The sequence below is a fragment of the Mumia sp. genome, from assembly GCF_028803055.1.
Classification (GTDB): domain Bacteria; phylum Actinomycetota; class Actinomycetes; order Propionibacteriales; family Nocardioidaceae; genus Mumia.
The window spans coordinates 1-13,852 of the sequence record NZ_JARBCJ010000081.1 but is presented as its reverse complement, the minus strand read 5'-3'; the positions used below and the strand labels follow the sequence as shown (position 1 = coordinate 13,852).

Here is a 13,852-nt window from a genome sequence, read left to right as displayed (position 1 = left end):
CCAGATCAAGTGGGGCCTGGGCTACATCAAGGACCGCTTCGGCGACCCGTGCTCGGCGTTGGCGTTCAAGAACGCCCACGGCTGGTACTGACGCCGATCCAGTTTCGCCGGACACCGGTGTCGTGAGCCGTGAGGATGTCCGCATGCGCCGTACGCCGGACTCCGCCGTCGCCCGTCACCTGACACGACGCCGTCTCGTCATCGGCGGTGTGGCCACCGTCGGCCTCGTCGCCGGTGGTGCCGTCGCCTCCCGCGCGTTCGAGGACGACGGCGCGGACGGTGTCGTGCCGCAGGTACGCCCGGGACGCCTCCTCACCGGCTCCTTCAGCTCCGCAGCGCGCCGTGGTCAGCGGTGCGGTTGGGGTCTCGCACTGCCGCCAGGGCACTCCCGCGACCTGCCGGTAGCCGTCGTGCTCCACGGCCGGGGCAACGACCACGCCTCCGCGTTCAGCCCCGGATACCTGGGCCTCGATCGCTTTCTCGCGGCAACGGTCGCCGGAGGGACACCGCCCTTTGCCCTGGTGAGCGTCGACGGCGGAGAGAGCTACTGGCATGCACGCGACGACGGTGACGACGCCCCCGCCATGATCGTCGACGAGCTCCTCCCGCTGGTGGCCCGCCACGGGGTGCGCACCGACCGCGTCGGGCTGCTCGGCTGGTCGATGGGCGGGTTCGGAGCCCTTCACCTGACTGGGTCCCTCGGGCCCGATCGAGTCGCCGCCGTGGCCGTGATGAGTCCAGCGCTGTGGCGCGACTACGCCGACACGGCGCCGGGCGCGTACGACGACGCGGACGATTTCGCTGCGGTCGACGTGACCTCGCGGCAGGAGTCCCTGCGAGGGATCCCGGTGCGGATCGACTGCGGACGGTCGGACCCGTTCGCCGCCGCCACCCGCGACTACGTGCGTGGGTTCGAGCGGCGCCCTGCGGGCGGGTTCCAACCCGGCAGACACACCGTCGGCTACTGGCGGCGGATGGCCCCGCGCCAGCTGGCCTTCCTCGGTGACCACTTCGCGGCATCGGCACGGGGAGACCGCGGCGGACCGCTGGCCCCGCCGGATAGCGTGTCGGCATGACCGACCCCTCGACCGAGGACGACGTCGGCGCGCGCAGACGCTCCGGCGCAGTCGGCATCCTCGGCCCCGCTCTGCTGGCCGTCGTCTGCGGCACGGCGTACGCGGCGGTGTCCTTGCTCCGCTTCCGACGCTTCGAGACGCCGTCGTGGGACAACGCCATCTTCGAGCAGGCGATCGCGGCCTACTCGAGGCTCGAGGCGCCGATCGTCGACATCAAGGCTCCCGGATACAACATCCTGGGCGACCACTTCTCGCCCGTCACCGCGCTCGTAGCCCCGTTCTACCGCGTCTTCCCCGACGGCCGGACCCTGCTCGTCGCGCAGGCCGTTCTCATCGCGCTGTCGGTGTGGGTGATCGCGCGCGGCGCGGTCCGCCTCCTCGGTTCTGCCGCCGGCCTCGCGGTCGGACTGGCGTACGGGGTGTCGTTCGGCATCGCCTCCGCGGTGTGGGTCGACTTCCACGAGGTGGCCTTCGCCGCCGTCTTCCTGGCCCTCTCCGGCGTCGCCTATCTCGAGCGCCGGTGGTGGACAGCGGCCGCATGGTCCCTGCCGCTGCTGCTCGTCAAGGAAGACCTGGGTCTGACCGTGCTCGCGGTCGGGATCGTCCTCGCCATCTCCGGTACCCGCCGGATCGGCGCCGCGACGGCCGTGATCGGGCTCTGCGGGTTCGCGCTGACGCTCCTGGTCGTGATCCCGTCGTTCAACCCCGGCGGCGGCTACGACTACGTCGGCGTGATCGGAGCGGGCGGCGAGGGCGGCCCGGGGCCGTGGGCGACGTTCTGGGCGGGGTGGGACCTCAAGCTCCCGACGCTGATCGCGACCTTCGGCGTCACGGGCTTCCTCGCGCTGAGGTCGCCCTGGGTCCTCGTGGCTGGGCCTACGCTGCTGTGGCGCTTCGTCGGGGACAACGAGTACTACTGGGGCACCGACTGGCACTACGGCCTGGTCATCATGCCGATCGTGTTCGTGGCGATGCTCGACGCGATCGCGCGGTTGCGGGCCGCGGAAGAGGCCGAGGAGAGGAGTCGGTGGACCTGGGCGTCGCCGACCTGGCTCCGCCGCTACGCCACCCACGTCCCCGCACTGGTAGCAGGCGTCGCCCTGGCACTCGTGTCACAGTTCCCCCTGGCGCGGCTGGCGGAGGCGGAGACCTACGAGGCGAGTCCGCGCGCCGCCGCCGCCGAGGAGGTCCTGGCGCTCGTGCCGGAGGGGGCGAAGGTCGAGACCGACATCGGCCTGATCACCCACCTGACCAGCGACCGCACGGTCTACTGGACCGGCACCGTAGGTGACGCGGTCCCCGACTGGATGGTGATCGACGCCTTCACGAGCTGGGGCGGGCAGGCGCCAGACGCTGCGGCGTACGCACGAGAGCGGCACCCGGGCACGAGCTGGGAGACCGTGCTCGACCGCGACGGCTACCAGGTCGCGCGCCGCATCGACTGACCACGGGTCACTCTCTGGCGTCCGCGGGTCACCCTCTGGCGCCCGCGGGTCACCCTCTGGCGTCCGCGGGTCACCCGGCCGGCTCAGGGATGCGTCATGGAGAGTACGTCGAGAGCTGCATCGAGCTGCGCGATCGTCACGAGGCCCTCGGCCACGTAGCCCATGTCGAGCACCGTCTGGCGGATCGTCTTCTGCTCCTTGAGCGCCGTCTTGGCGACCTTGGCGGCGTTCTCGTAGCCGATGTACTTGTTGAGCGGCGTCACGATCGACGGCGACGACTCGGCCAGCTCCGCGCAGCGCTCGGCGTTGGGCACCGTGCTGGCGATGCACTTGTCGGCGAGCACGCGCGACGAGTTCGAGAGCAGGCGGATCGACTCCAGGAGCGCACGGGCCATCACCGGCATCTGGACGTTGAGCTCGAACGAGCCCGACTGGCCCGCGAACGTGATCGCGGTGTCGTTGCCGATCACCTGCGAGCACACCATGAGCACGGCCTCGGGGATGACCGGGTTGACCTTGCCCGGCATGATGCTCGAGCCCGGCTGGAGATCGGGGAGGTTGAGCTCGCCGAGACCGGTGCGCGGGCCGGAGCCCATCCAGCGCAGGTCGTTGTTGATCTTGACGAGGCTGACCGCGATCGTCTTCAGCTGGCCGGACAGCTCGACGAGCCCGTCGCGCGCGCCCTGCGCCTCGAAGTGGTCGACCGCCTCCGTAAGAGGCAGGCCGGTCTCCTCGCCGAGGATCTCGATGACGCGCTGCGGGAAGCCCGCCGGCGTGTTGATCCCGGTGCCGACGGCCGTCCCGCCGAGCGGGACCTCCGCCACGCGGGGGAGAGCGGACTCGACGCGCTCGATGCCACGACGGACCTGGGCGGCGTAGCCGTTGAACTCCTGGCCGAGAGTCACCGGCGTCGCGTCCATGAGGTGCGTACGCCCGGACTTCACGATCTCGGACCACTCCGAGCCCTTCGCGGCGAGACCGGCAGCGAGGTGGTCGAGCGCCGGGATCAGGTCGTTGATCGCGGCCTCGGTCGCGGCCACGTGGATCGAGGTGGGGAACGTGTCGTTGGACGACTGCGACGCGTTGACGTGATCGTTGGGGTGCACGTCGCGGCCCAGGCGGCGGGTCGCGAGGGTCGAGAGCACCTCGTTCATGTTCATGTTGCTCGACGTGCCCGACCCGGTCTGGAAGACGTCGATCGGAAACTGGTCGTCGTGGTCGCCGGCGGCGACCTCCTGGGCCGCGGCGACGATCGCGTCGGCGACGTCCTGGTCGATCACACCGAGCTCGGCGTTCGCCTTCGCGCAGGCCAGCTTCACCAGGGCGATCGCGCGGATGTGCTGCGGCTCGAGCGTGCTGCCGGAGATCGGGAAGTTCTCGACGGCGCGCTGGGTCTGGGCCTTGTAGAGAGCGTCGGCGGGCACCTTGACCTCGCCCATGGTGTCGTGCTCGATGCGGTACTCGGTCTCAGTGCTCATGAGAGCGAGATTATCCGGCCCGACGTACGGGCGGGCGCGGGGTCACCGTCGTGGGACGCGGCCCCTCAGGAGCCAGTACGCCTCGGCGCGACCCTGGAGGCGTACGGGGACGCGCTCGGCGTAGACGTGGGCGAACGACGCCGCGAGGGCCTCGCGGACCGCGGCCGAGTCGTCCATCGACCAGATGCACAGCTCGCCGAGGTCGCGCAGACGCTCGGCACAGGTCGCGATGAAGGGCGCTCCGTACAGGTCGGCGTTGCTGTCGTTCACCAGGAAGTCGGGACCGTTGTCCACGTCGAGGAGGATCACGTCGACGCTCCGCGGCGCGAGGTCGCCGACGACGTCGCGCACGTCCCCGACGTGGAGGCCCACCCGTCGGTCGTCGAGGAGATCGGCTCCCGGCAACGTCCCCTCGCGCATGAACGCGGGGATCGCCGGCTCGAGCTCGGCGACCGTCACCTGCCTGACCCGTCGGTCGGTGAGGATCTCCCGCAGCGTGAACCCCATGCCGAGGCCGCCGACCACGACGTGGCGCGGGTCGGCCGCACCCGCCAGGGCCGTACGAGCGAGCAGACGCTCCGAGGTCGTCTCGACGTCGTCCATGACGAACACGCCGTTGACACGGAGCTCCAGCGCGCCGTCCTCACGCCGGCGGACGACGGCATCACCGCGCGTGTGCATGAGCCCTCCGCGCTGTCCGGGCGATCGATGCGGCGAAGAGTCCCTCGAGATCGACCGGGATCTCGTGCGCCATGCCGGGAACCATCAGCAGCTCGGCGCCCGGGACGGCAGCGGCAGTCGCGCGGCCGCCGGACGGGTGCACCATGGGGTCCGCGCTGCCGTGGATCACCAACGTGGGTGCGGCGACGGAGGCGAGCGCGCGGGTGCGGTCTGGCTGGGTCATCACGGCGAGCATGTGACGCATTGTGCCCTCGACCGACCAACCCCGGGCGTACGTCTCGCGGGCGCGCGCCTCGACGGCCTCGGGCGCGAGAGCGAACTGGCGGCTCGAGATCGCACGAGCGCTGCGTACGGAGCGCCGGACGTATGCCTCCTCGCCCTCACCGGGGGCACCGAGCAGCATCCCGAGGAGTCGAGGGTGCTGCCACCCGACCGTACGGCGGCCGGTCGTCGACATGATCGAGGTCAGCGAACGCAGGCGGTCGGGGTGCTCGACGGCGACCGTCTGGGCCACCATCCCTCCCATCGACTGGCCCACGACGTGAGCGGCGTCGACGCCGAGCGCGTCCAGGAGGCCGACGGCGTCGGCGGCGAGGTCCGTCATCGCGTACGGCACGTCACGCCGCAGCCCTGTGAACGTCGACACCACCTGGGCGCGGGTCACGGGGGCGCGGTCGAACCGGGTCGAGCGGCCCACGTCACGGGAGTCGTACCGGACGACGTGGAAGCCGTGGTCGGCGAGGGACTCGCAGAACTCGGTCCGCCACCAGTTCATCGGGCAGCCGAGCCCCATCACGAGGAGCAGAGTCTGGTCGTCCGGATCGCCGAACGTCTCGTAGGCGAGGCTGAGTCCGCTGTCGAGCCTGGCGATCCGGTCGGTCACCCTTCCATCGTAGGCAGGCGTTGCGACGTCCCGGTCACGCGAGCAGCTCGGGGAGCTCCTTGAGGTGCGGAGGGTCCGCGCCCGGGCGAGAGCAGGTGACGGCCGAGGCATGGACCGCGAGCTCGCCGAGCCACGTCAGCGCCTCCTCGTCGAACGCCGGCCGCTCCGTCCAGCCGCGGACGAGGATGCCGGCCAGCAGGGCCGCCATGAAGGAGTCGCCGGCACCGATCGTGTCGGCGACCGTGATCGGCGGAGGCGCCACCTCGACGGACGCGCCGCCGCTGAAGAGGGTCGCCCCGTCCCCGCCGCGGGTGAGTGCGACGAGCCGGGGACCCTCACCTGCGATCCGGGCGGCGTAGGCGGCGGGGTCCAGGTCGGGGCGGAGCTCGGCGGCGTCAGCGTCGCTGAGCTTGACGAACGCGGCCCGCGGCACGATCCGGTCGACGCGCTCGCGGACGTCGGACAGGTCGGGGGTGATGGCGGGTCGGACGTTGGGGTCGTACGAGACCGGGACGCCCGCGGCGACCGCCTCCTCGACCAGGCGCTCGACAGCGTCGGCTCCGGGTCGGAGCGCCGCGCCGATGGATCCCACGTGGAGGAGCGCGAAGCCGGCCGGGCCCGGCATCTCGGACGGGTCCCACGTCAGCTCGAAGTGGTACGTCGCCACGCCGTGGTGGTCGAGCTGGGCCACCGCGACCGCACTGTCTCCGTGGTGCGGAGGCAGCGAGCGCAGGTCGACGTCGGAGGCGTCGACGTGGTCGCGCAGCAGCTCGCCGTACTCGTCGTCGCCGACCTGCGCGGCGAGGACCGTCGGGAGGCCGAGACGCGCGAGCCCGACGGCGACGTTGAGCGGAGAGCCGCCAGGGTGCGCCGACTCGTGGCCGCCGGAGTCACGCGTCAGGTCGACCAGCGCCTCCCCGACGACCAGCGTGCGGTCGGTGACCGCGGGCATCGTCGGCTCAGCTCTCGTAGTCGATGGAGGCGTAGGCGCGGAGCTTCTCCATGCGGTGCTCCGAGATGATCTTGCGGTAGGTGCCCGATCGCGAGCGCATCACGAGGGACTCGGTGATCGCGGAGCCGGATCCGTAGCGGACTCCGCGCATCAGCTCGCCGTCGGTGATGCCGGTCGCGACGAAGAAGCAGTCGTCGCCCTTGACCAGGTCGTCGGTGGTGAGGATCGCGTCGACGTCCAGGCCGGCGTCGACCGCCTTCTGCCGCTCCTCGTCACCGGTCGGCCAGAGGGTGCCCTGGACCGCGCCGCCGAGCGCCTTCATCGCGCAGGCGGTGATGATGCCCTCCGGCGTACCGCCCACACCGGCGAGGATGTCGACGCCCGTGCCGGGGCGCGCGGCGTAGATCGAGCCTGCGACGTCGCCGTCGCTGATGAACTTGATGCGTGCGCCGGTCTTGCGGATCTCGTCGACGAGACCCTGGTGTCGCGGGCGGTCCAGCACGCACACCGTGACCGATGAGACGGAGAGGCTCTTGGCCTTGGCGACCAGCCGGATGTTCTCCGAGATGGGGAGCCGGATGTCGATCACGTCGGCGGCCTCGGGGCCGACCGCCAGCTTGTCCATGTAGAAGACGGCCGACGGATCGAACATCGCGCCGCGGGGAGCGACGGCGAGCACGGAGACCGCTCCGGGCATGCCCTTGGCCGCCAGCGTGGTGCCGTCGATCGGGTCCACCGCCACATCAGCCTCGGGTCCGGTGCCGTCACCGACCTCCTCGCCGTTGAACAGCATCGGGGCGTTGTCCTTCTCGCCCTCGCCGATCACGACGACGCCGCTCATGCCGACGGTGTTGATGAGGGATCGCATCGCGTTGACCGCGACACCGTCCGCGCCGTTCTTGTCACCCCGGCCGACCCAGCGGCCTGCCGCCATCGCCGCCGCCTCGGTCACGCGGACCAGGTCGAGGGCGAGGTTGCGGTCAGGCGCGGCCTTGGCGGGGGTGAGAGGGCCTGGCAGCTTGGATCCTTGCGCGCTGTCGGTCATGGCCGCATCCTACGTCCGAGTCGCTGCGGCCTCGGGGTCGGCGTTTTCGTGGGTGCCACCACAATTGCGGATCGGCGGCGTCAGTCCTCGAACGTCGTCACCTCGGTGGCCTTCACGCTCGCCCACACCGAGACCCCCTCGTGCAGGTCGAGATCGGCCACGGCCGCGCGGGTGACGTCAGCGAGGAGCGACACCTCGCCGCGCAGCTGGACGCGGACCGCGTCACCGTGCGGGACGAGACCGGTGACCTCGAGCCGCCACACGTTGCGCGCGGACGTGACCGGCTCCTCCCCGTACAACGTGACGGCGGTCGGCGAGAACGTCCGGAAGGTGTCGCGCTCGCGCAGCAGGTTCATCCCCATCAGGTGCGCGACGTAGTCGGTGCGTGGGCGACGAGCGACCTCGTCGGGGGTCCCCGCCTGGGTGATCCGTCCCTCCTCGAGCACGGCGACGCGGTCGGCGAGGACGAACGCGTCGAGGGGGTCGTGTGACACGAGAACGGTCACGCCGCCGAAGTCGCGGACGTGCCGCCGCAGGAACGCCCGGACCTGCGCGGTGACGGCGACGTCGAGCGCGGAGGTCGGTTCGTCGAGCAGGAGGAGCCCTGGATCGCAGGCGAGCGCACGGACGATCGCGACCCGCTGTCGCTGGCCGCCGGACAGGCGCGTCGCCCGACGCCCGGCGAACTGAGCGAGGCCGCTCCTTTCGAGGGCCGCCGTGGCGCGTTCACGGGCTGGCCGTCGGCTCGTCGAGGGCGCGGAGGGGTGGTGGCGCAGGCCGAACGCGACGTTGTCGCGCACGGTGAGATGAGGGAAGAGCAGCGGATCCTGGAAGACCATCGTCAGGTCGCGCTCGGGGGTGGGGACCCGTACGCCGGTGGCGGTGTCCTCGAGAACGGTGCCGCCGAGAGCGACGCGGCCCGAATCGAGATCGCTCAGTCCTGCGAGCGCGCGCAGGACGCTGCTCTTGCCGGCTCCGTTCGGACCGACCAGGGCGAGAACCTCCCCGGGTGCGACCTGCAGCGTGACGTCGATGGTGAGCGCGCCACGGCGCAGGACGAGACGTGCGTCGAGACCCTTCTCGGTCATGTGCGCCCTGCCCAGGAACCGCGCAGGCCGACCAGCACCGCGACGCTGATCGCCAGCAGGATGACGCTCAGCATGATCGCCGTGTCGGGGTCGGACTGCATCGCGCCGTAGATCTCCAGCGGCATCGTGCGGGTCACGCCAGGGACGCTGCCGGCGAAGGTGATCGTGGCACCGAACTCGCCGAGTGCCCGCGCCCACGCGAGCGCGGCGCCCGCGGCGATCCCCGGCCCGGCGAGCGGCAGCGTGACGCGCCAGAACGTCACCAGGCGGCGCGCGCCGAGGGTGGCGGCGACCTCGTCGTACCGGGGATCAGCCGTACGGAGTGCGCCCTCCACGGCCATCACGAGGAACGGCATTGCGACGAAGGCCTGCGCCAGCACGACGGCGGCGGTGGTGAACGGCACCGTGATCCCGAACGCGTCGTCGAGCCACTGCCCGAGGACGCCCCGCCGCCCGAACACCATCAGCAGGGCGACGCCACCGACCACCGGCGGGAGGACCAGCGGGACACTCACCAGCGCCCGGACAAGACCTCGCCCGCGGAAGGTCGTACGGGCGAGCACCCACGCGAGAGGCACCCCGAGCACGAGGCACACGGCCGTGGCGATCGTCGAGGTCAGCAGGCTCAGGCGCAGCGCGTCGAGGATCTCCGGCTCGCCGAGGCGCTCGACGAACGTCCCCCAGGGGGCCCGCAGCAGCAGTCCTCCGAGGGGGAGGAGCAGGAGGAGGAGGCCGACGACGGACGGGACGACGAGCGTGACCGGCACCCGTCCGAGGGCGGCACCGCCCTGCCTGGTCACGCGGCTGGCCCGAACCCGTGCCGCGCGAGGACCTTCTGCCCCTGCTCGCTGACGATGAGGTCGACCCAGTCGACAGCGAGCTCGGTGGCCTGCGAGTCGACGAGGACCACGATCGGATCGACGTTGACGACCTCCGAGGCGTTCTGCGCCTCGACGGTCTCGACCTTGTCGCCGGCGGCCTGGGCGTCGGAGCGGTAGACCAGTCCGGCGTCGACCTCGCCGAGGGTCACCTTGGCGAGGACGCCCTTCACGTTCTGCTCCTCGGTCGTCGGCTTCGCGGTGCTGCCGTCGAGGGCGAGGAGCCGCTGGGCGGCATCACCGCACGGTGCTTGCGGTACGCAGACGGCGAACGTCGCCCGGCCCAGGTCCCGCACGCCGCGGACGTCGCCGGGGTTGCCGGGCGGGGTGGCGATGACGAGTGTGTTGCTCGCGAAGAGCACCGGGTCGCCGTCGGCGGCGTCCGCGTCGACGACCTTGCGCATCGTCGTCTCGTCGGCGGTCGCGAGGACGTCGGCGGGCGCACCCTGGATGACCTGTTCAGCGAGAACAGCTGAGGAGTCGTACGACAGCCGGACGTCCACCCCGTCGTGCTCCCGCTCGAACACCGTCTCCAGGTCGTCGAAGGCCTCGGTGAGCGACGACGCTGCCAGGACGGTGAGCGTACGGTCCTGCGTCCCGCCGCCGTCGTCTGCGCCGCCGCAGGCGGTGGCAGCCATCAACGCGAAGAGGGCGGCCGACAGGAGGAGCGGCGAACGGCTCACGGGCCGACCTCCACGGTGACGTTGGTCGCCTTCACCCCGGCGACTGCGACCACGCCGACCTCCAGGCCCAGGTCGCGGACCGCCTCGGCACTGATCAGGGAGACGACCCTGAAGGGACCGCAGCACATCTCGACCTGCGCCATCACCGTGTCGGCGACCACCTTGGTGACGATGCCGCGGAACTGGTTGCGAGCGCTGCGGGCACGGGACCGGCTGGTCTCGTCGCCGTCCGCCAGGGCGACTGCGAGGGCCGCGAGGTCGTGACCGTCCACGGCCGCCGCGCCTGAGGGCGTCCGGCTCGGGGTGAACCGGCCCTGGTCGCCCCAGCGGCGCACGGTGTCGTCGCTGACGCCGAGCAGGTCGGCCGCCTCGGAGTAGCGATACGCAGGCACGTCAGAAACCTAGCGCATCATCCGCAGGTGCGTCTGACAATGGTAAGCCAAGGCCGCATCTGCGGACGCCGTCGTACGCCCCGTCGGCGTGCCGGAGCCCGCGCTGGGCGGGCCTGGGAGAATGGCACCGTGAGCAGCACCGACCCGTCCCCGACTCCTCCGGCGGCACCCGGCAGGCCTGTGGACCAGACTCCTCCAGCGAAGCCGCCCTCGTCGCGCGGCAACCCGGCGTTCTCCGACATCGCGCGATCCATGCTGGTGATCGGGGCGATCGTGATCGGGCTCTTCGTCGTGGGTCAGTTCTTCATGGGCTACACACCAGAGGAGCGTCCGGCCGTCGCGTACGAGGAGACGGTGGAGGGAGTGCGCAAGTCCGCGCCGTTCCCCGTCTACGCGCCGACGTCCCTACCTGACGGGTGGCGCGCCAACGGCGTCACGTACGAGCCGGGGCGCGACGGCCGCTGGCATCTCGGGGTGCTCACCGACGGCGACCGCTACATCGGCCTGGAGCAGGAGATCGACTCGGTCCCACGCATGGTCGAACGGTATGCGTCCGGCGCCACGCAGAAGGACGACGTCGAGGTCGCGGGCAAGACCTGGCAGCTCTGGACGGGCGACGGCGAGACTGCCTTCGTCCGCGAGGAGGGTGAGATGACCCTCCTCGTCGGAGGGCCTGCGCCGCGCACGGACATCGAGCGCTATCTGGAGCTGCTGACGACGGAGTGACCGCGCGTCACTCCGTGGTGTCGGTCCCGTCACGTCGCTGCGCCGCCTGGTCCTGCGCGCGCTGCAGGCGAGCACGGGCCCCGTCGAGCCACTGCTGACAGATCGCCGCCAGCTCCTCGCCGCGCTCCCAGAGCGCGAGCGACTCCTCGAGGGTCGTGCCACCCGTCTCCAGCTTGCCGACGACCTCCGCGAGCTCCTCGCGGGCCTGCTCGTAGGGGATCGCAGGTGCGGCGGACGGGGTGTCGCCGGCGGGTGTGTCGGGCATCAGGACTCCTCGTCGAGGTCGGCGTGCGGCGCGGGCGCCGTGGACAGCGTACGGAGGCGGGCGTGGCCGTCGACGACTCGGAGCGTGACCTCGTCGTCGGGCGACAGCTGGTCGATGGACGTGACGACGCTGCCGTCCGGCGCCTGGGCGACGGCGTAGCCGCGCTCGAGGGTCCGCAGCGGTGAGAGCGACCGCACACGCGCGAGCTGTCCGGCGACCTCGTGGTGGGAGAGGTCGAGCCGGTGTCCCAGCGAGCGGCGGGCCCGAGCGCACAGGTCCTCGACGCGGGCGGTCTGCTCGTCGATGAGGGTGCTCGGGCGCGCGAGGACGGGCCGGCTGCGGATCGCGTCGAGTCCGTGCTGCTCACGTCCGAGCCGCTGATCGACCGAGTACCAGGCGCGGCGCCGCAGCTGGGTGAGGTGATGGAGCTCGTCGGCCACGGCAGGCACGACGCGCTTCGCGGCATCGGTCGGTGTCGAGGCACGCACGTCGGCCACGTAGTCGAGCAGCGGCGTGTCGGGCTCGTGACCGATCGCGCTCACCACCGGCGTACGGGCTGCGGAGACGGCGCGCACCAGGCCTTCGTCGGAGAAGGGCAGGAGATCCTCGACGGAGCCACCCCCACGCGCGATGACGATCACGTCGACGGTCTCGTCCGCGTCGAGCTCGCGCAGGGCGGTGATGACCTGCGCCGCGGCTTGGTTGCCCTGCATCAGGGCATAGGTGGTGACGAACTCGACCCCCGGCCAGCGCAGGCGCGCGTTCTCGAGGATGTCGTGCTCCGCGGCCGACCCCTTGCCCGTGATGAGCCCGATCCGGTGCGGGAGAAACGGCAGCGGCCGCTTGCGGGCGACGTCGAACAGTCCCTCGGCGGCGAGCAGCTGACGGCGCTGCTCGATGCGGGCGAGCAGCTCACCCATGCCGACCGGGCGGATGTCGCGGGCGTTGAGCGACAGCGAGCCGTTGGTCGGATAGAAGTCGGGCCGTGCGTGGACGACGACCCGGGCGCCCTCCGTGATCGGCGTCGAGGACCGGTCGAGCACCACACGGCGGCAGGTGACCGACATGGAGATCTTGGCGTCGAGGTCGCGCAGCGTGAGGAAGCAGACCCCTTGGCGTCGCGTCAGCTGGGCGACCTCGCCCTCGATCCACTGGGCCCCGAGGCGCGCGATGTAGTCGCCCATCAGCTGGGAGATCACACGCAGCGGCGCGGGGGAGTCGGGGCTGGTCTCGAGGGCCATGCCGCCACCCTAGGTGCTCCGGCCGACAGCAGGACGCGACGCCGTCGGAGGCTGTGGAGGGCTCCCCTACGATGGAGCCATGGCTTCGGACTCCGTGACTCTCGGCATGCCCACCCTCGGAGCAGACCGTGACCTTCTGCTCGCCGCGCCGCGTGGCTACTGCGCCGGCGTCGACCGCGCCGTGATCACCGTGGAGAAGGCGCTCGACCTGTACGGCGCTCCCGTCTACGTCCGCAAGCAGATCGTCCACAACAAGCACGTCGTGCAGACCCTCGAGGACCGTGGGGCGGTGTTCGTCGAGGAGCTCGACGAGGTCCCGGCCGGTTCGACGGTGGTGTTCTCCGCGCACGGTGTCTCACCGGCCGTCCACGACGACGCCCAGGCTCGCGGGCTGAAGACGATCGACGCGACCTGCCCGCTGGTCACCAAGGTGCACCACGAGGCCAGGCGGTTCGCCCGTGAGGACTACCGGATCCTGCTGATCGGGCACGCCGGTCACGAGGAGGTCGAAGGCACCTCCGGCGAGGCCCCGGAGGCGATCACGCTCGTGGAGACCGTCGCCGACGTCGAGGCACTGTCCTTCCCCGCCGGCACCAAGCTGTCCTGGCTGTCGCAGACCACGCTCAGCGTGGACGAGACGATGGACATCGTCGACGCGCTGCGGGACAAGTTCCCTCAGCTGGAGGACCCGCCGAGCGACGACATCTGCTACGCCACCCAGAACCGGCAGCTCGCGGTCAAGGAGATCTCGGAGGGCTCCGACCTGATGATCGTGGTCGGCTCCGCGAACTCGTCCAACTCGGTCCGGCTCGTCGAGGTCGCGCTCGAGGCCGGCGCCAAGGCGTCGTACCGGATCGACGACGTGAGCGAGATGCGCGAGGAGTGGCTCGAGGGTGTCGAGAAGGTCGGCGTGACGTCCGGCGCGTCGGTGCCGGAGGAGCTCGTCGAGGGCGTGCTGTCGTACCTCAACGACCGCGGCTTCCCGACCGCGACAGCCGTGCACACCGCGGAGGAGAGCC

At 71.4% G+C, this 13,852-nt stretch carries 15 protein-coding genes; 4 read left to right on the top strand and 11 right to left on the bottom strand.

The window, feature by feature from the left end:
• Positions 1-143: 143 nt before the first annotated feature.
• Positions 144-1,076, top strand: a complete 933-nt coding sequence (locus PV363_RS09620; RefSeq protein WP_301022214.1) for an alpha/beta hydrolase-fold protein — start codon at positions 144-146, stop codon at positions 1,074-1,076.
• Complete coding sequence (locus tag PV363_RS09615) at positions 1,073-2,521, top strand: DUF2079 domain-containing protein (RefSeq protein WP_301022213.1); 1,449 nt, start codon at positions 1,073-1,075, stop codon at positions 2,519-2,521. The genes PV363_RS09620 and PV363_RS09615 overlap by 4 nt, the downstream gene beginning before the upstream one ends.
• An 83-nt stretch (positions 2,522-2,604) precedes the next feature.
• On the opposite strand, the gene PV363_RS09610 is transcribed toward PV363_RS09615, so the two are convergent.
• The 9 genes from PV363_RS09610 to PV363_RS09570 form a co-directional block, all read right to left on the bottom strand.
• Positions 2,605-3,999, bottom strand: a complete 1,395-nt coding sequence (locus PV363_RS09610; RefSeq protein WP_301022212.1) for a class II fumarate hydratase — start codon at positions 3,997-3,999, stop codon at positions 2,605-2,607.
• A 42-nt stretch (positions 4,000-4,041) separates the two neighbouring features.
• Positions 4,042-4,680, bottom strand: coding sequence for a hypothetical protein (locus PV363_RS09605; RefSeq protein ID WP_220343809.1), 639 nt, complete (start codon positions 4,678-4,680; stop codon positions 4,042-4,044).
• A complete protein-coding gene (locus PV363_RS09600; RefSeq protein WP_301022211.1) occupies positions 4,664-5,563 on the bottom strand; it encodes an alpha/beta hydrolase in 900 nt (299 codons plus the stop codon). The genes PV363_RS09605 and PV363_RS09600 overlap by 17 nt, the downstream gene beginning before the upstream one ends.
• A gap of 34 nt (positions 5,564-5,597) precedes the next feature.
• Positions 5,598-6,515 (bottom strand): carbohydrate kinase, encoded by a 918-nt coding sequence (locus PV363_RS09595; protein WP_301022210.1) that lies wholly within the window; start codon positions 6,513-6,515, stop codon positions 5,598-5,600.
• Positions 6,516-6,522: 7 nt separating this feature from the next.
• Entirely contained in the window at positions 6,523-7,560 is a 1,038-nt protein-coding gene (gene glpX, locus PV363_RS09590; protein ID WP_220343812.1) for a class II fructose-bisphosphatase, read from the bottom strand.
• Positions 7,561-7,640: 80 nt separating this feature from the next.
• Positions 7,641-8,648 (bottom strand): ABC transporter ATP-binding protein, encoded by a 1,008-nt coding sequence (locus tag PV363_RS09585; protein ID WP_220346342.1) that lies wholly within the window; start codon positions 8,646-8,648, stop codon positions 7,641-7,643.
• On the bottom strand, positions 8,645-9,448 hold the full coding sequence (locus PV363_RS09580) for an ABC transporter permease (RefSeq protein WP_301022209.1): 804 nt from the start codon (positions 9,446-9,448) through the stop codon (positions 8,645-8,647). Before PV363_RS09580 ends, PV363_RS09585 begins: the two co-directional genes overlap by 4 nt.
• Positions 9,445-10,209, bottom strand: a complete 765-nt coding sequence (gene modA, locus PV363_RS09575; RefSeq protein WP_220343814.1) for a molybdate ABC transporter substrate-binding protein — start codon at positions 10,207-10,209, stop codon at positions 9,445-9,447. Before modA ends, PV363_RS09580 begins: the two co-directional genes overlap by 4 nt.
• Positions 10,206-10,601, bottom strand: a complete 396-nt coding sequence (locus PV363_RS09570; protein WP_220343815.1) for a TOBE domain-containing protein — start codon at positions 10,599-10,601, stop codon at positions 10,206-10,208. Before PV363_RS09570 ends, modA begins: the two co-directional genes overlap by 4 nt.
• A gap of 129 nt (positions 10,602-10,730) precedes the next feature.
• Here PV363_RS09570 and PV363_RS09565 point away from each other — a divergent pair, with 129 nt between their 5' ends.
• Positions 10,731-11,327, top strand: coding sequence for a DUF4245 domain-containing protein (locus PV363_RS09565; RefSeq protein ID WP_220346343.1), 597 nt, complete (start codon positions 10,731-10,733; stop codon positions 11,325-11,327).
• 7 nt (positions 11,328-11,334) lie between these two features.
• On the opposite strand, the gene PV363_RS09560 is transcribed toward PV363_RS09565, so the two are convergent.
• Together PV363_RS09560 and xseA are read right to left on the bottom strand one after the other, a co-directional pair.
• Positions 11,335-11,592, bottom strand: coding sequence for an exodeoxyribonuclease VII small subunit (locus PV363_RS09560; protein ID WP_220346344.1), 258 nt, complete (start codon positions 11,590-11,592; stop codon positions 11,335-11,337).
• On the bottom strand, positions 11,592-12,833 hold the full coding sequence (gene xseA, locus PV363_RS09555) for an exodeoxyribonuclease VII large subunit (RefSeq protein ID WP_301022208.1): 1,242 nt from the start codon (positions 12,831-12,833) through the stop codon (positions 11,592-11,594). Before xseA ends, PV363_RS09560 begins: the two co-directional genes overlap by 1 nt.
• Before the next feature lie 106 nt (positions 12,834-12,939).
• On the opposite strand from xseA, the gene PV363_RS09550 reads away from it, so the two are divergent.
• On the top strand, positions 12,940-13,852 hold a 913-nt coding region (locus PV363_RS09550; protein WP_301022215.1), incomplete at its 3' end, for a 4-hydroxy-3-methylbut-2-enyl diphosphate reductase.